8 protein-coding genes are annotated in these 18353 nt (G+C 63.8%); 7 read left to right on the forward strand and 1 reads right to left on the reverse strand.

From position 1 onward, the window contains the following. Positions 1–33 precede the first annotated feature (33 nt). The 7 genes from ACF6ZU_RS00380 to ACF6ZU_RS00410 all read left to right on the forward strand — a co-directional run bounded on the left by ACF6ZU_RS00380 (position 34) and on the right by ACF6ZU_RS00410 (position 16667). Positions 34–276, forward strand: a complete 243-nt coding sequence (locus tag ACF6ZU_RS00380; RefSeq protein WP_392889779.1) for an excisionase — start codon at positions 34–36, stop codon at positions 274–276. Next, a complete protein-coding gene (locus tag ACF6ZU_RS00385) occupies positions 257–1360 on the forward strand; it encodes a phage integrase Arm DNA-binding domain-containing protein (protein WP_392889781.1) in 1104 nt (367 codons plus the stop codon). Before ACF6ZU_RS00380 ends, ACF6ZU_RS00385 begins: the two co-directional genes overlap by 20 nt. 128 nt (positions 1361–1488) lie before the next feature. After that, positions 1489–10941 carry a VCBS domain-containing protein gene (locus tag ACF6ZU_RS00390; RefSeq protein WP_392889783.1) on the forward strand — a complete coding sequence of 3151 codons (9453 nt, stop codon included), beginning with the start codon at positions 1489–1491 and terminating at the stop codon, positions 10939–10941. 25 nt (positions 10942–10966) lie between these two features. Further along, positions 10967–12502, forward strand: a complete 1536-nt coding sequence (locus ACF6ZU_RS00395) for a TolC family protein (RefSeq protein WP_392889785.1) — start codon at positions 10967–10969, stop codon at positions 12500–12502. Continuing rightward, positions 12483–13238: an efflux RND transporter periplasmic adaptor subunit gene (locus tag ACF6ZU_RS00400; protein ID WP_392889787.1), complete on the forward strand. Its 756-nt coding sequence runs from the start codon at positions 12483–12485 to the stop codon at positions 13236–13238. Before ACF6ZU_RS00395 ends, ACF6ZU_RS00400 begins: the two co-directional genes overlap by 20 nt. Beyond that, positions 13225–14571: an efflux RND transporter periplasmic adaptor subunit gene (locus ACF6ZU_RS00405; protein ID WP_392889789.1), complete on the forward strand. Its 1347-nt coding sequence runs from the start codon at positions 13225–13227 to the stop codon at positions 14569–14571. The genes ACF6ZU_RS00400 and ACF6ZU_RS00405 overlap by 14 nt, the downstream gene beginning before the upstream one ends. Continuing rightward, positions 14571–16667: an HlyD family efflux transporter periplasmic adaptor subunit gene (locus tag ACF6ZU_RS00410; protein WP_392893984.1), complete on the forward strand. Its 2097-nt coding sequence runs from the start codon at positions 14571–14573 to the stop codon at positions 16665–16667. The genes ACF6ZU_RS00405 and ACF6ZU_RS00410 overlap by 1 nt, the downstream gene beginning before the upstream one ends. A 2-nt stretch (positions 16668–16669) precedes the next feature. On the opposite strand, the gene ACF6ZU_RS00415 is transcribed toward ACF6ZU_RS00410, so the two are convergent. Then, positions 16670–18280, reverse strand: a complete 1611-nt coding sequence (locus tag ACF6ZU_RS00415) for a mechanosensitive ion channel family protein (protein WP_392889792.1) — start codon at positions 18278–18280, stop codon at positions 16670–16672. Between the last annotated feature and the right edge of the window lie 73 nt (positions 18281–18353).

Here is an 18353-nt window from a genome sequence, read left to right on the forward strand (position 1 = left end):
ACCTTCTGCCGCCACGCGCGGCATGGAGCCTTCATGAGCAAAATGACCCTGGACGAATGGGCGGCGGCCGAGTTCAAAACTCCGCCAAGCCCCAACACCCTGCGCAAATGGGCGCGAGAAGGCCGGATAGCGCCAGCACCGGTAAAGCATGGCCGAAGCTACTATGTTGAATCTGACGCCCACTATCAGGAACTTGAGCAGCAGCCTGTCCGGATCGTCGGCGGCAGCCTGATCAGCAGAATAGAGAGAGCACGCAATGGCGCCCAGGCCGCGTAATACCGGGTCGAAGGATCTTCCGCCCAACCTCTACCGCAAAACCGACGCCCGCAACGGCGTCACTTATTACACCTACCGCGACCCGATCAGTGGCCGCGTATTTGGCCTGGGCAAAGACAAGGAAGCGGCCATTCAAGAAGCCAATGCCGCCAACTATGCCGAAGCGATCAGGCCAACACTCACCCAGCGGATCAACGCGCCGACGCAGACGGCAAGCAAGCTGTTTTCCGAATGGCTCGGTGAATACCGCGAGGTGTTTGCCGAACGCGAATTGTCCGCCGACACCAATAAAAATGTAGGGATGCGGATCAATCGCCTGGCTGTGGTATTCGGTTCAAAGGGAATCAAGGACATCACAACGATGGATGTGGCCGATTACCTGACAGGTATGGCCAAGGAGGGAAAGGCGCAGATGGCCCGAGCGATGCGCTCGCTGTTGCGAGATGTCTTCGTCGAGGCCATGGCCAGAGGGTGGGTCACCGCCAACCCGGTCGAAGCGACCAGGGCGGCGCGGGTAAACATCAAGCGCGAGCGGCTGACGCTGGAACTGTGGAAGGCCATCTACGAAGAAGCCACCAAGCCTTGGCTGCGGAGGGCTATGGAACTGGCAGTGCTTACCGGCCAGCGCAGGAACGATATCGCAGCAATGCTGTTTAAGGACGTGCACGACGGCTTCTTGCACGTCGTGCAGTCGAAGACAGGTGCGAGGCTCCGGATCAACACTGCACTTCGCCTTGAATCGATCGGCTTGGATTTGGCTACAGTGGTCAAGCAGTGCCGGGATCGAGCCCTGTCACAGCACCTGGTGCATCATGCTCAGCCGTCGGGCAGGGCAAAAGCCGGTCAGCCCCTACCGCTGGACGCGCTGAGTGCTGCGTTTGCCGAGGCCCGGGATCGGGCCGCTGTGAAGATGGGGATCAAGTTTGGATCGCAGCCCCCGACCTTTCACGAACAACGGTCACTCGCCGCACGCCTACACGACGCCGAAGGCCGTGATGCTCAGAAACTTCTTGGTCACCGATCGGCCAGCATGACCGATCTGTACCGCGACAGCCGAGGGGCGGAGTGGATCGACGTCGCGTGATAGACGCCTGAGTTTTGGGGATATATTGGGGAGGTTTTGGGGAGGATTTTACGACCAATGAAATCAAACACTTACAAGTTTGCGGCATCCCCCCCGGCGACACCCTCAAGTACACCCTGAACCTGGCAGTGTCCGACTACTTCGCGTTCGGCAAGGATTTCTTCAACGAAGGCCAGTTGATCATTCGTGATCAACTCAGCGACGGGCAAACCCTGACCGGTACGCCGACGCTGACCGTGACCATTAACGGCGTGACCCAGACCATCACCCTGGTAACCACGGTCGTGACCAACGCTGACGGCACCACCTCAATGGCGTTCGACATCGCCCAGTCATTGCGCAACGCGTTTTCCAACATCCGCGGCTGGCTCAACGGCGACCTGGCGTTCGACGATCAGTTGCAAGGCGCGGTGCTGGCGGTGCTCAGCTATTCGGCCATCGTCGGCCAGACCTACAAGCCACCGTCCGGCAACCCCCACAGCGAGATCAACGAAGGCGACGAGCTGGGCAACACCGCCGTGGTCGACGGCACCCTGCTGCAAGACATCTTCAACCTCACCGGGCAAAGCGAAACCGACGGTTCGACCACCACCAGCGTGATCCCCACCAACACCGTCGACATCCAGCTGGTGGAGGTCAACAACGGCACGCCGCCGGCCAACGGCGAGTTGCGCCCGGGCGATGAAGTCACCTTCGAGCTGAGTTACGACCTGGTCACCGGTGACTACGAGCAGTTCAAACTCACCGCTTACCTGCCGTTGCCGCTGTTCGATGTGACCGGCGTGACCTGGGGCAGCGGCGACAATCCCGGGCAATGGTCGCTCGGCGCCGGCAACACCAATGCCGGCGGCGTGATCACCGTGACCAGCGGCGACGGCAACTCGGTCACTTTCGATTTCGGCAGTTTCGCCACGGCCACCACCACCGGCAGCCGCATCGTCGTGCGCTTTACCGTGCGGGTTGGTGACCAGCCGTTTGCCGACCAGCGCTCGCTGGACGTACTGGCGCAATCGAGCCAGCAAACCACCCTCACCGACCGCACGCTGATTTCTTCGGACGTAGTCGCCATCGTGTCCGTGGCCGAACCGGTGCTGTCGATCAAGCACGGCGTGGTCTCGAGTTCCAACGGCACCATCACCAACACCACCGGCAGCTGGAACCCGCCCGGCAGCAGCGGTTCGCCGTTCAATGGCAGCGTGACCAGCCTGGCGGCGGTGGACGGCGACATCACCGGCATCGACGGCGGCGACAACCTACGCATGGTCACGGCTATCGAGAACAGCGGCGGTGGCGGCGCATTCGACGTCAACACCAGCATCACCCTGCCCTCTGGCGTCAGTTTTGTCGGTGGCAGCCTGGCGGCGGCCAATTTGCAGATCTACCGGGGCGACGGCACCGCGCTGGTGCTGGGCGTCGATTACAGCGTCAGCGGCAATCAGATCACCTTCCTCGATGCAGGCGGCCAGGCCACCCTCCTCGCCGGGCGCAACGGCACGGCGGCCGACACCAGCGGCGCCAACGTGGTGGTGATCAGTTACGACGTGGTCGTCAGCTCGACCATCGAAGCCAGCCGCAGCCTGCAAAGCACCGCGACCCTGAGCAATTACGCCAGCGTCGATGGCGGCACCGATTTCACCCCGACCGACCTGACCGACCTGTCCAGCCAGCAAGTGGCGGCGCCGGTGATCAGCAAGGTCTTCACCGACGGTACGCTGGACAACGGCGATTCGAGCGCCACGCACACCACCGGCAGCGACCTGGTGATCGGCGAAAGCATGCGCTACGACATCGTCGTGACCTTGCCCGAAGGCACGACACAAACCCTGCGCATCGAAGACCTGATCCCGCCGGGCATGCGCCTCGACACCAGTTTCAACGGCGGCCTGGGTTATCAGCTCATCACCACCCAGGCCGGCAGTGGCGCCTTGGGCGCTGACTTTGCCGGCAGCATCGTCGTCAGTGGTTTCGCCGGTCAGGGCGGCGCCCTGGGCGATGACGGCGTGGATGCGCGCTGGACGTTCAGCGTGTCGGGCGCGACGGCCGACAACCAGACCGGCAACAACACTTTCGTGATTCGCCTGCAACTGGTCGCCAACAACGTGATTGCGAACCAGGCCAACCAGTCCCTGCAAAACACCGCGCAACTGAACTTCAGCGACCCCGACACCGACACCCCCAACGGCAACGTCGCGGTGGATCGCACCGTGGCGCTGAGCGGCGGACAACCCACAGTGACGGTGCGTGAACCGACGCTGACGGTCACCCAACAACTGACCTCGACGTCCGGCCTCGGCGGTTACGACCAAGGCGACACGGTGACCTTCACCATCACCCTGGGCAACGGCGCGGGCGGCAGCGACTTCAATGCATTCGATATCAGCTTCCTCGACAACCTGCCGACGCAACTGAGCAATATCACTCTGACCGGGGTGCTGTATCAGAACGGTGCCACCAATAACGGCGGCGTCGATTTCGAGCTGGTAAATGGCCAGTTGCGCACCGTCAGCGGCGCCAATATCGACATCAGCAAAGGCGGCAGCATCGTCTTGAGCCTGTCCGGCGTGGTGAATGCCACGGCGGCCAGCCAATCCAATTTCGCTAACGTGGCAACCGTGCAGTGGACCAGCCTCGACGGTGCACAAGGTGGCGAGCGCACGGGCGTCGATGGACCGCTCAATGGCGGCACGTTGAACGACTACCGGAACGCGTCGACCTTGCTGGTGCCGGTGGCCCAGGCGATCCAGATCTCGCGGGTCGGCGGCTTGCCCGACAGCCCCGCCCCGTCGCCGACCACCGCACCTCAGGAAGCGGTGACCATCGGCGAAGTGATCCGCTACCGGGTCGTGGTGCTGGTGCCCGAAGGCAACAACCCCAACTACCAAGTGCAGATCACTTTGGCCAACGGGCTGCAATTTATCTCCCCGGATGCGCTGGTGAATGCCCTGCGCATCGGCTTCATTTCCGGTGGCGGGCTGACCAGCGACGCCAACCTGATCGTCGGCGGCACGCTGGACATCAACGGCAACGAGAACAGCGCCGAAGCCTTGCCGATCACGGCAGACCTGCTGGGCCTGGGCCCGAATGGCGTGTTCGACCCGAGTCGGCTGACCATCGTCACCAACCCCGATGGCAGTCAGGTGATTACCTTCAACCTCGGCAATGTGGTCAACGGCGGCGGTTCCGACGGCGACCTGGAAGGCGTGGTGCTGGAGTTCAACGTGCGCGTTACCAACCAGGCGAGCAACGTCAGCGGCGCCTTGCTGGGGGCCAGTGCCCATGAAATCGTCAACGGCAGCGGGCGCGCCAACAGCAACACGCTGTTCGAACAGATCGTCGAACCGAGCTTCAGTGCGCTCGATAAGCAGGTGGTCGGTTTCGACCCCAACCCGACGGGCGCCAATGGCACCGCCACGGTACAACTGAGTTTCACCCAGAACGGCGGATTGCCGGCGTTCGATGCGCAACTCAGCGACGGTTTTGCCAGTGGCAGCAACTACAGCCTGGTCAGTATCAGCATCAACGGCACCCTGTTCGGCCCGGGCAACTTGCCCAGCGGCGTGACGTTCAGTACCACTGGCGGGCTGAGCGTGAATTTCGATCAGCTGGATGTCGGTGCGCAAATCAAAGTGGTCTATCAGGTCACGCTGCCCAACACCACGGCGATTGCCAGCAGCGACGCGACGCTGACCTGGAGCAGCCTGCCGGAAGACTTCACCAGTTGGGGCGGCAACAGCGTCGGCACGGACGGCGCCATCGATGGCGAGCGCACCGGCAGCACGGTCGGTCCGAACCAGTACATCCTCCACGACAACGCCGGGCTCGGCGTGATCAACGGCACACTGTGGAACGACACCGCGACGGCCACCGGCAGCACGGTGCCCGATGGTGCGGGCCTGGCCGGGCAAACCGTCACCCTGACCTGGGCCGGGGCCGATGGCTTGCTCGATACCGGCGCCGATAACCTGATATTCAGCACGATCACCGACAGCAACGGCCAATACCATTTCGGTGTGCTGCCATTGGGCGTGTTCCGGATCGATGTGCCGGCCGGGCTGATCAGCTATCCGCAGCCGCTGGGGGATTTGCGCGTACGCATCGACAGCGATGGCGGCACCTTGGGTCAAGTCACCATCACCTTGGGCGACGCCGACACGCAGGCGGCGAATGCCGGTTACGTCGAACAGAATGACGCCCCGAACAACACCCTCCCCGGCACGCAGCAAGGCCAGGAAGACGTGCTCCTGAACATCGGCGGCATCAGCGTCGCGGACATCGACGCCGACCGCGATCCCAACGTGGCGGACCGCAACGTCAGCGTGAGCCTGAGCGTGCTGCACGGCACGCTGTCGCTGGGCACATCCTTGCCCGGCGTCACCGTCGGCGGCGCCAACTCCGCCAACCTGACACTCACCGGCACCCTCGCCGACGTCAACACCGTCCTCGCCAGCCTGCGCTATCTGGGCAACGCCAACTTCAACGGCACCGACACCCTGACCGTGGTCAGCAACGACCTGGGCAACTTCGGTGACGCCAATACCGACGGCACGCCGGGCACCGCTGGCGATGCCTTGACTGACACCGACACCCTGCAAATCGTCCTCGCAGCGGTGAACGACACACCGGTTGGCGTCGACGACAGCGCCATCGCCGTCGAAGCCGGCGGCACCAACAATGCCGCGATCGGCGTCGATCCCACCGGCCAGTTGCTGACCAACGACATCGATGTCGACATCGCCACCAACGCCGATCAACTGCACGTCCAATCCGTGGGACCGAGCAACGGGACGCAATCCACGATAGTCGGCGTAACGGTGGTCACCGGGCAGTACGGCCGGCTGATCGTCGGCAGCAACGGCGCCTATCAATACATCGTCGATAACGCCAACCCGCTGGTTCAGGCGTTGCGCCTGTCGGGCCAGACCCTGACCGACCGCTTCGACTACGTGCTCACCGATCTCGCCGGCGCCACCGACACCGCCACGCTCACCGTCACCATTCAAGGGGCCAACGACACCCCGGTGGGTGTCGACGATGCCGGCACCGCGATCGAGGCCGGTGGTGTACTCAACGGCACGCCGGGCAGCGATGCCACCGGTTCGGTGCTGGGCAACGACACCGATGTCGACACCCCAGCCAACGGCGAAACCAAGACCGTCACCGGTATTCGAGCCGTGGCTGAATCGGACCCCGGCGTCTTCAACCCCGTCGCGGTCGGCACCCAGATCGCCGGCCTCTACGGCACGCTGACCATCAACCCCGACGGCACTTACCGCTACGTGCTCAACAATGACAACGTGACGGTGCAGCGCCTGAGCGCCAATCAACAGCTGGTGGAATTCTTCAGTTATCGGGTCACCGATGCCGGCGGCCTCAACGACGTGGCGCAATTGCGCATCGTCATTCAGGGCGCCAACGACAACCCGGTGGCCAGCGACGATGCGGCCGACGCGCAGGCGGCGTCCACCAACGGCAACGCCACTGAAAGCAATCCCAGCGGTAACGTCATCCTGTTCCCCAGCCGTCCGGGCACCATCGATCAGGTCGGTGGCAACGGCGTGGACCAGGACGTCGATCAGGCCGACCGGCCCAGCGAACAGTTGCTGGTCAACGGCGTGATCAACAAAAGCGAAGCCACTTATGACCCGCTGAACGATGTGCTCAACGGCGTCAGTACCGGCACCACTTCGGCCAATGGCACCGTCGTGGCCGGGCTCTACGGCACGTTGCGAATCGGCGCCGACGGTTCGTTCTTCTACGACGTCGACAGCACCAACGCCGCCGTCCAGGCCCTGGCACCGGGCCAGACCCTGACCGAGTTCTTCACCTATCGAATCGTCGACACCGCCGGGCTCACCGACACCGCGCAACTGGTGATCACGGTTCGCGGCGTCAACGACCCGCCCGTGGCGCAGAACGTCATTTCCGTCGCCACCGAACAGGGCGGCGTGAACAACACCTCGCCCGGCGTCGACCCGACAGGCGATGTCACGGCCACTGCATTCGACCCGGACGGTGACCCGCTGACCGTCACATTCATCCGCGCCGGCGCTGAAGCCGATGGCGGAACACCCGTGGCCGTCGCCGCCGGCGGCACCGTCATCAACGGTCTGTACGGCACGCTGACCATCCGCCCCGACGGCAGCTACAGCTACGCCGTCGACAACAACAACCCAGACGTTCAGGCGTTGCGCCTGAGCAGCAACCTGCTCCTCGAACGTTTCACCTACACCATCAGCGACGGCGTGAACCCTTCACCGGAAATCGACAGCGCCGAAATCATCGTGCTGATTCGTGGCCAGAACGATAACCCGGTCGCCACCGACGACGGTGCAACTGCCATCGAGGCCGGTGGCCTGAACAACAATCAGCCCGGCCAGGACCCGACCGGCAACGTGCTGACCAACGACACCGATGTCGACGGCGGCGAGATCCCCGCCGACCTGCCCGCCCACGACTACGGCGAAACCCGCGCAGTGTCGTCGATGCGCACCGGCAACGAGGCCGCGACCGGCACCGCCGGCACGCTGGGCACGGAACTGCGCGGCACCTATGGCTGGCTGACGCTGAATGCCGACGGCAGTTACAGCTATCGCCTCGACAACAGCATGGCCGAGGTCCAGGCCTTGCGCGTCGGCAACACGCTGCTCGATGCCTTCACCTACAGCGTGATCGACGCCAGCGGCGCGCAGGACAGCGCAACGTTGACCATCACCGTGCAAGGCAGCAACGACACGCCCGTTGCGCAGAATGATGCGAACACGGCCATCGAAGCCGGCGGTTTGAACAACGGCACGGCGGGCGTCAATCCGAGCGGCAACGTGCTGGCCAACGACAGCGACGTCGATGCCAACGGCGAAACCCTGAGCGTCATCGATGTGCGCCAGGGTGCGTCGGTCGGGGTCATCGGCTCGGGCCTGGCCGGTGCCTTTGGCACCCTCACCCTCGGTGCCGACGGCAGCTACACCTACGTCGTCAACAACAGCAACCCGCAGGTCCAGGCATTGCGCACCAACGGCGACGTGCTGACCGAAACCTTCACCTACCAGATCCGCGACCTCGCAGGCGCCACCAGCAGCGCCGTGCTGACCATCACCGTGCGCGGCACCAACGATAATCCGCTGGCAGTCGATGACACGACCGTTGCGGTCGAAGCCGGCGGCACCGCCAACGCCACCCCAGGAATCAACCCTGGCGGCAACGTACTGAGCAATGACAGCGACGTCGATGCCGGCGACAGCAAGACCGTTACCGACATTCGTGGCGGCACTGAAGCCGCTGGCGGCACGTTCACCACGCTGGGTGCCAGCCAGTCGATCAACGGACTTTATGGCACCCTGACGATCGCTGCCGACGGCAGCTACAGCTACGTGCTCAACAACAATCTGGCCGCCGTCCAGGCACTCAAGCAGGGAGATACGCTGCTCGAAACCTTCACCTACCGCATGCGCGACACCGCCGGCGCCACCGACATCGCGCAACTGAGCATCCGCATCGACGGCGCCTGGGACGCGCCGGTGGCAACCAACGATGTGGCGGTCGCGGTGGCGGACAACGGCGCCGGCAACAGCGTCAACCCGACCCGCAATGTGCTGCCCAACGACACCGACGTCGACCAGGGCGACGTGCTGCATGTCAGCGGTATCCGCTTCGGCAACGAAGCGGCCGGTGGCGCACTCGCTGCGGTCAACCCGGGCACCGACAATACCAACGGCACGCTGATCAACGGGCTTTACGGGCAATTGATCATCGGCGCCGACGGCAACTACACCTACATTGTCGATTCCAACAACCCGACGGTCCTGGCATTGGGGCCGTTGCAGGTGCTCAACGAGTTCTTCACCTATCGGGTGACCGACCTCGGCGGGCAAAGCGACCTCGCGGAAATCCACATCATCCTGCGCGGGCGCAATGACGCGCCGGTCGCCAACATCGATACCGCGACGGCCGTGGAAGCCGGCGGCGTCAACAACGGCCAGGCCGGCATCAACCCCAGCGGCAACGTGATCAGCAACGACACCGACCTTGAGGGCGACACCCTCTCTGTTTCGGCAATAAGAACGGGAGGCCTCGCCGAGAACGGTACCAATGGCGTCCTCGGCACCTCGTTGCGCGGGCTCTACGGCAATTTGATCCTCAACAGCGATGGCAGCTGGCAGTACCTGCTGGACAACAGCCTGGCGGAAGTGCAGGCACTGCGGATCAGCGGCCAGACCTTGACCGACGTCTTCAGCTACACCCTGCGCGACGTCTTCGGCGGCACCGACATCAGCGAGTTGCGTATCACCGTCGATGGCCGCAACGACACCCCGGTGGCCCAGGACGACGGCAGCACCGCCCTCGAAGCTGGCGGCATTGCCAATGGCACGCCGGGCAGCAACGCCACGGGCAACGTGCTGGACAACGACAGCGACGTCGACAGCGTGGCCAATGGCGAAACCAAACAGGTGCTGAGCGTCAGCGCGCAAAACGGCCAGTCCAGCGGTGCCGGGCAAGTGCTGACGGGCCTCTACGGGCAACTGACGTTGAATGCCGACGGCAGCTACACCTACGTGATCGACAACAACAACCCGACCGTGCAAGCGTTGCGCACCGCCGGCGAAACCCTCAGCGAAACCTTCACCTACCGCATGCTCGACACCGCCGGCGCCACCGCGGATGCGCGCCTGACGGTGGTGATTCAGGGCGCCAACGATGCACCGGTGGCACGTAACGACAGCACAGTCGCCACCGACCAGACGCCCGCACCGCAAGCCACCGGCAATGTGTTGCCCAACGACAGCGACGTTGATGGCAACGACGCCTTGCAGGTGGTGGCGATCCGCACTGGCAGCGAAGCCGGCAGCGGCACCGCGGGCGTGATCGGTCAGCCGATCATTGGTCTCTACGGCACCCTGGTCATCAACGCCGACGGCAGCTACACCTACACCATCGACCAGAACAACCCACAAGTGCTTGCCGCCGCCGGACTGGGCCAGGTGCTGCAAGACATCTTCACCTACACCATCAACGACCTGACCGGCGCCAGCGACCAGGCCGAACTGGTGATCAATCTGGACATCGCCACGCCGTTCATTCCAGCGCCGGGGGGCAATCCGTTTCCCAGCGACCCGAACAGCCAGAACCCCAACCTGCGCCTGCCTGACCCCACGCCGGCAATTTTCATCACGCCGGTGGTGGAGCGCGAAGCCGAGCTGCTCGAACTGTCCACCTGGGGCGCCGGTGGCGCGAACTTGCGCATCAGCAGCATCGGCGAGTTCCCGAGCGAATCGCTGGCCAATGGCCTGGGGATCGTGCCCGGTCAGTTTGTCGCGGCAGCGGTGCGCGAAAGCCGTCGCGACAGCGACCTGGACCTGGCCTGGATCCTCGGACGCCAGGGGCGCACCAGCCTCAGTGCCGATGGCCTGTTGAGCGATCCGTCGCTGTTTACCCTCGACCCCGCGCACCTGACCCGAGGCCAGGCACAAACCGAAGCCCCCCGGGAACAGCGCCCGGCGCGGGGTTTCAGCGCTCAGTTACGCAATGCCGCACAGCGCCTGCACCCGACAAACACGGCCAACACCGAAAGCGGCCGAACAGAATGAGTATGCAGATCACAAAGGAATGACTATGCCGAAGACAGCGACCAGGTTTCTGAGTACCGCCCTCGCTTCCGCACTGTTGCTCAGTGCCTGTTCGTCGCTGGAGCCCAAGCCCTCCACCGACGAAGAAAACCGCCAACGCATTCTGGCCGATCAATCGCGTATGTACTCGGGCCAGGAACCGGTCACCGCGCCCATTACCTTTTACGAAGCCTGCGCCCGCGCGCTGAAATACAACCTCGACTACCGCCTCAAGCTCATGGAGAGCGCACTGGCGTCAGACCTGCGCGACGTGTCCAGCCATGAAATGCTGCCCCGGCTGGTGGCCTCGGCCGGATACGCCGGGCGTAACAACGACTCCGGTGGCACCTCCATCGGCATCGAGGATCGCCAGGTCAGCTTGCGTGCATCGACCTCCGAAGAACGCTACCGCGAACTGTACGGCGTGGGCCTGAGCTGGAGCCTGCTGGATTTCGGCGTGGCGTATTACCGGACCCAGCAAAAATCCGATCAGATCCTGATGGCCGAAGAGCGCCGGCGCAAAGTCGCGCAGAACGTTCTGCAGGATGTGCGCAACGCCTACTGGCGCGCACTCGGCGCGCAACGGCTGATGCCGGAAGTCGACAAACTGCTGAGCCGCACCCACACCGCGCTGACTTCGGCCCGGGAAGCCGAGCAGCGCGGGCTGCTGCCGCGCCAGGAAATCCTCGCCTACCAGCGCGCCCTGCTCGACTCGATCTACCTGCTGACCGTGCGCCGCCAGGACCTGGAGTTCGCCCAGGCCGAACTGGCGGCACTGATGTCGCTGCCGTCGGGCTCGAAAATGATCCTCGCCGACACGGCTGATCCGCCGTTGCCGGAGCTGCGTCAGAGCATGGCGCAACTGGAGCAGCTGTCCCTGGAGCACCGTCCGGAAATCATGGAAGAGTGGTACCGCAAGCGGGTCAACCAGAAGGACCTGGACATCGCCAAGGCGCAGTTGTGGCCGAACGTCAGCGTGGATTTCGGCTACAAGTACGACTCCAACAAATACCTCTACAACAACGACTGGATGGGCACCGGGCTGCAAGTGTCGATGAACCTGCTGCGCCTGTTGCAGTTGCCGGCACTCAACGCGGCGGAAAAATCCCAGAGCGAGACCGACGATACCCGTCGCGTGGCGCTGTCCATGGCGATTCTCACCCAGGTGCGCGTCGGCACCCTGCGCTATCAACTGGCGCGCCAGGAAGTGGAGTTCACCGAAGACAGCCTGCGGGTCGACCGCAGCCTGCTGGATTACGCCCAGGCAGCGAAGACCGGTGCGCTGGGTTCGGAACTGGAGGTGATTCGCTCCGAGGGTCGTTACCTGCTTTCGCGTTATCAGCGTGAGGCCGCGTTCTCCAGCGCTCAGGCGGCCTGGGGCCGGTTGTACAACTCGGTGGGACTGGACGTCCTGCCGACGGAAATCGAAAAACACGACATCAAGACCCTGGCCCGGGAAATTCAGCGCACGCTGAACGAACAGGAACACCAGCGGTTGCTCGTCACCCAGCAAGGAACGCCGAATGTTCAGACTCAGCCTTGATCCACGTTGGTTGTTACTGCTGGCGGCTATCGCCTCCGGCGCTCAGGCGGAGGACGCACCCACGGAAAGCGCCTCGGCGATCCGCGTGTTGCTCGCCGCCGAACTGGAAACCACGCTCTCCAGCCAAATGAACGGAACACTTGGCGAACTTAAGGCCAGCTTCGGCGAACACGTCGCCAAGTCAGAACTGCTGGCGCGTTTCAACTGCAACGAAGCGGATGCCCGGAGCAAAGTGGCTGCAGCGGAACTGGCCATGGCCCGGCAAAACCTCGAAGCGAAAAAGCAGCTGCGTGAGCTGAATGCGGTGGGCGATATCGAGGTGTCGATGGCCAACACCGAAGTGCAGAAAGCCGACGGCGCCCGGGCAATGGGCGTGGCGCAAAGCGGCTATTGCCAGGTGCTGGCGCCGTTTGCCGGGCATGTGGCCAAGGTGTACGTCAAACCGTACCAGACCGTCACCGCCGGTACGCCGCTGTTCGATCTGGTCAGCGACGGCGCCTTGAAAGTCCGGCTCAACGTGCCCTCGAACCTGCTGAAAACCCTCAAGCCCGGTATGCCGTTGCAGGTCAGCATCCATGAAACCGGCAAGACCTACCCGGCCCATATCAGCGCCATCAATTCACGCGTCGATGCCGTGGCGCAGACGGTGGAACTGGAAGCCCGGCTCGACGAAAAATTCCCCGACCTGATGGCCGGCATGAGCGGCACGGCGCAATTCAATCATGACAATGAATGAACCACTGCCCCACCCGCACCTGTTGCTGCAACTCGATGCGCTGCGCGACAAGGCGCTGGCGGCCGACTCGTTGAACGCCCTGGCGTTCAGCATGGCCAACGACCTGTATCCGTTGCTGGCGTTTCATCAGGCGCTGGTGTTTGCCCAGCGTGAACACACCCTCGAATTGTTGAGCGTGTCAGGATTGTCGCGGCCCAGCGAAGATTCGCCGTACCTGGTGTGGCTGCGCCGGGCCAGTCGCTGGATTGTCGCTCAGGTACCCGGCGACGCACCGGTCTGGCTGACCCAGGACAACGCAACACCACCAGCGGACATTGCCGAAGGCTGGAACGAATGGTGGCCGTCGGGCCTGTGGTGCATTCCGCTGCGGGATCGTGAACAGCGGCCGCTGGGCTTGCTCGTGCTGTTGCTTGAGGAAGAACCGCCGGCGCTGCTGCGCCAACACCTCGGCGGGTTGATCCAGACGTGGGCTTACTGCTGGACCGCACTGGTACGGCGCCGACGTTTTGGCCGCTGGTGGCCCAACCGCAAACAACTGCTGATCGGGCTGTTGCTGATTGGTGCGCTGCTGTTGTTGCCGGTGCGGCAAACGGCCCTGGCGCCAACGGAAATCGTCTCCCGCCAGGCGCAGATCATCAGCTCGCCGATTGATGGGGTGATCGAGCAGATCCAGGTCCGGCCCAATCAGCCGGTCGAAGCGGGCACACCGCTGTTCTCGCTGAACGAAACCACCCTGCGCAGCCGCGCCGAGGTGCTCGGCAAAGAAGTGGCGGTAGCCGATGCCGAGTTGTTGGCCGCCAGCCAGCGGGCGTTCGACAACCCGCAAAGCAAAGGCGAACTGACCCTGCTCAATGGTCGGGCCCAACAGCGCCGGGCGGAACTGGCGGCGGTTCAGGCCCAGCTCAAACGCACGCAAGTACTCTCGCCACGGGGCGGTGTCGCGGTGTTCAGCGACCCCAACGACTGGTTGGGCAAACCGGTGGTCACCGGCGAACGGATCATGCAAGTGGCCGACCCAAGCCAACCGGCGATGCTGATCCAGCTGGCCGTCGCCGACGCGATTGCCCTGGAACCCGGGGCCGAGGTCACGCTGTTCCTGACCGCGTATCCGCTGACCCCGCTCAAGGGCCGGATCCTCGAAACCAGCTATCAGGCGCGGCCCAGCGATGAAGGCGTGGTCGCCTACCGCCTGCTGGCGAGCATCGAGGGCACGCCGGAACATGCGCGCCTCGGCCTGCACGGCACCGCCAAACTGTATGGCGGCCGGGTGATGCTCGGTTACTACTTGCTGCGTCGGCCATTGGCGACGCTGCGGGCGTGGAGTGGCTGGTGATGCTCGACCCGGCCGATCTGCCCCTGCCACCGCTGCGCGAAGACTTGCGTCTGAGCGAAGCCGCCCACGGCAGCAGCGGCGAACCGGCGTGGGTGATTCAGGACACGGTGATCAACCGCTTCTACCGCATCGGCTGGCTGGAGTTTGAATGTTTGCTGCGCTGGGGCCAGTCGCCCCGGCAGATCAGCGAGCAAATCGCCGAACGCACCGCGCTCAAGCCGGATGTCGAGCAGATCCTCGACTTCCGCCAGTTTCTCGAACAGCACCAGTTGCTGCGCGCCGGCCCGGCGTCCCTGGCGCGCCTGCAAGCGAAGGGCGAGGAAAGCAGTTGGCTAAGCTGGCGCTGGTGGCTGCATCACTACCTGTTTTTCCGCATTCCGCTGTTGCGTCCGCAGCAACCGTTGCAGCACCTGGCGCACGCGCTGCGCTGGTTGTTTCACCCGCTGACCGCGATCCTGGTGTTCAGCCTGAGCCTGCTCGGGGTGATTCTGGTCCTGCAGCAATGGGACACGTTCACCAGCGCCGTGGTCGAGTCATTTTCCACCGAAGGCCTGTTCAGTTTTGCCCTGGCGCTGATCGTCGCCAAGACCCTGCACGAACTGGGGCACGCATTGGTGGCGACCCGACTGGGTTTGCGCGTCGGGCACATGGGCATCGCGTTCGTGGTGATGTGGCCGATGCTCTACACCGACACCGGTGAGAGCTGGAAGCTCAGCCGTTCCCGCCAGCGCCTGGCCATCGCCGCGGCCGGCATCGTCACCGAGCTGTCCCTGGCCGGGCTGTCGACGCTGGGCTGGGCACTCTGCGATCCGGGAGCGTTGCGCAATGCCCTGCTCTATCTGGCGACCACCAGTTGGCTGTTGTCGCTGGCGCTGAATGCCAGCCCGTTCATGCGCTTCGACGGCTATTTCATCCTGTCCGACCTGCTCGATTTCCCCAATCTTCACGAACGCGCCTCGGCGCTGGCCAGGGTCACCTTGCGCCGCAACCTGCTGGGCTTGCAGGAAGAATGGCCGGAAACCTTCCCGACCGGACAACGACGGCTGCTGGTGACCTTCGCGATCATCACCTGGCTGTATCGCCTGGTGCTGTTCCTCGGGATCGCCCTGGCGGTGTACCTGTTCTTTTTCAAACTGCTGGGGATCATCCTGTTCATGGTCGAACTGTCCTGGTTCATCGCGATGCCGGTGATGCGCGAACTGAGTCACTGGTGGGCCCATCGCGCCGGCATTCCGAGTCGGCGCAAGGTGCTTTTTTATGCGCTGCTGGCGGTCATTCTCGCGGGCCTGGCCATTCCGTGGCGGACCCAGGTCGATGCCGTCGGCGTGGCCCGTGCCGAGCATCAGTTGCGGGTCTATGCGCCCTACCCGGCGCGGCTGCAATCGATTCATGAGGTGGGCCCGGTCAAGGCCGGGGAGATTCTCGCAGTGCTCGACGAACCGGACATTGCCTCGCGCCTGCAGAGCAGCGAAGCCAATGCCCGCAGCTATGAAGCGCGCCTGTCCGGGTTGCTCGCCGATCCCGGCGGGCTGACCGAAGACGCCGTCACCCGCCAGCGGCTCAACGTGCAATTCGAAGAGGCCCGGGCGGCTCGCTCGGAGATTGCCCGGCTCAATCTGGCGACCCCGTTTGGCGGCGTGTGGCTGGACGTGAACCCGGACTGGAAGCCCGGCCAGTGGATCGGCCGTCAGGAATCACTAGGCATTCTGATCGACCCGCGCAGCTGGCAAGTGGATGCGTACGTCGCACAGGATCAGGTGCACCGCCTGGTCACCGGCGGACAGGTACGTTTCTACCCCGACGGCCAGACCACGCCGCTGACGGGGCGGGTGCTGGTGATCGGCAGTACCCGCGCCAGCCAGTTGTCCCATCGCATGCTGTCATCGCGCTTTGGCGGCCCGGTGCCGACCGCGTCCCAGGATCACCCGCTGATCCCCGGCGCCGCGCTGTTCCAGGTATTGATCCAGCTCGACGAGCCGCTGCCGAGCCTTCGGGAAACCCGCGGCCATCTGAAAATCCAGGGCGAACGGCGCAGCCTGCTGGGTGACGGCGCGACCCATTTGCTGGCGGTGTTGATGCGTGAAAGCGGTTTCTGAAACTAAGGCTCTTTCGGTTCTTCAGCCGGCGCGGTAAACCACTTGTCCCTGGCCACGACCTTCTCGTCTCGCGGATCGCCCAGGTAGTGCGGCGACATGATCTGCACGCCGTACTCGTTGAACACGTCCTGGATGTGGCCGTGCAGCACGCTGAGCAACACCGCGCGCGGGCGCGGCTGACTGGGAATGGCCTGGGCCACCAGGCGGTATTCCGGGTAAAAGTCCGAGAGCGCGGTCTGGAACACTTGCGGCGGCGGATCTTCGAGAATGCCGGGGGTGCGCTTGGCGGCTTCCAGCAGCATCGCTTCCACTTGTCGCCACGGCGTGTCATAGCCAATGGTCACGACGGTATCGACCACGTAACCGGGGCCTTGCACGGTGCGTGAATAATTCTTGGTGACGGTGCCGGTGATCAGCGAATTGGGCAGGGTCAGGACCTCACCCAGACCGGTGCGGATGCGGGTGGTGAACATGCCCAGCTCGGTGACCGTGCCTTCGTACTCGCCAATGCGCACGAACTCCCCCGGGCGCAACGTGCGGGTGTACGTCAGGATCAACCCGGCCGCCGCCTGCCCGACCACGCTGCTGGCGCCGAGTGAAATCATCAGGCCGATCAGCACCGACAACCCTTTGAACGCATCGGTGCCGGCACCGGGCAGATAGGGATAAGCCATGGCCAGGGCGAACAGCCAGATCGCCAGCGACGTCAGGCGCGTGGTCGGTTGCAGGGTTTCATGGTTCAGCCAGCTGACGGTGCCCGGGATTGCCAGGCGCCGCAGGACACGACGGCTGAACGCGGTAATGCCCCGGGCAATAAAGAAAATCGCCAGGGCGATACCCAGCCCCGGAATCGCCCCGATGATGCCTTCGAGCAGATAACGCGCGACATCCAGCAAGTAATTGTTGAGGCTTTCACCCCAGGGCCGGGTGTAGGGAAAACGCGACAGGACAAACCCCACCCACTCGTAAGTCAGCAACAGCACGATGACCCAACGCAGCAACCAGAACAGCCGGCTGAGCAGCGCATAGAGATAGCTCGCATCAATCACCTGCGTCTCGCCGACCTTCAACGCCTGGGTGTGCCGATGCATCAATTCCGGAAGCCGTTTATGCAGCCTGCGCCGCAACGCTGCCATGCCCCACAACAAGGCGACGTAGATCACGGTCGCCAGTGCGGCGGCGGCCAAGGCCTTGAGCATCAGGTGCAGGGTGCGCGCTTCGCGAGTTTCGGCGACCACCTGGCGCAATTTCTGCGCCGCACTTTCCGCCGCCTGCTGTATGGACGCGTATTCCACCGTATCGACGTCATCGGGGGACACGATGAACGCGCGTTTCGCACCCAGCAGCACCAGGTAATTGTTCTGGGCAGGATCGACGGTGACCGTCATATCCCCCGCTTCGTCCAGCGCCTCGTTGATCACGACCCTGGCCCGCTTGACCCGTGATTCCGGCACTTCTCCCAGCACCGTGGCGCGAAACACCATGATGCTGCGGTTGGCCACCTTGAGTTCGGCGGGGCTGTCCTTGGCGATGGGCGCATCCGCAGCCCCCACCAGAACGGACCACAACAGACAAACGCTGACGAGCCCCAGTGCTAGCAGCCTGCTTTGCATGGTTAAACTCCTTACGCCGCAGGCATCAAAGTGTCGATGTCGATGAAATTCAATCCTTGTCATCTCCATGAAC

This window comes from Pseudomonas migulae, assembly GCF_043225285.1.
In the GTDB taxonomy this organism is placed as follows: Bacteria; Pseudomonadota; Gammaproteobacteria; order Pseudomonadales; family Pseudomonadaceae; genus Aquipseudomonas; species Aquipseudomonas migulae_C.

Coding starts and splice junctions, on each gene's coding strand:
- ACF6ZU_RS00400 (WP_392889787.1), top strand. CDS start 12,483: ATGTTCAGACTCAGCCTTGATCCACGTTGGTTGTTACTGCTGGCGGCT.
- ACF6ZU_RS00380 (WP_392889779.1), top strand. CDS start 34: ATGAGCAAAATGACCCTGGACGAATGGGCGGCGGCCGAGTTCAAAACT.
- ACF6ZU_RS00385 (WP_392889781.1), top strand. CDS start 257: ATGGCGCCCAGGCCGCGTAATACCGGGTCGAAGGATCTTCCGCCCAAC.
- ACF6ZU_RS00410 (WP_392893984.1), top strand. CDS start 14,571: ATGCTCGACCCGGCCGATCTGCCCCTGCCACCGCTGCGCGAAGACTTG.
- ACF6ZU_RS00405 (WP_392889789.1), top strand. CDS start 13,225: ATGACAATGAATGAACCACTGCCCCACCCGCACCTGTTGCTGCAACTC.
- ACF6ZU_RS00395 (WP_392889785.1), top strand. CDS start 10,967: ATGCCGAAGACAGCGACCAGGTTTCTGAGTACCGCCCTCGCTTCCGCA.
- ACF6ZU_RS00415 (WP_392889792.1), bottom strand. CDS start 18,280: ATGCAAAGCAGGCTGCTAGCACTGGGGCTCGTCAGCGTTTGTCTGTTG.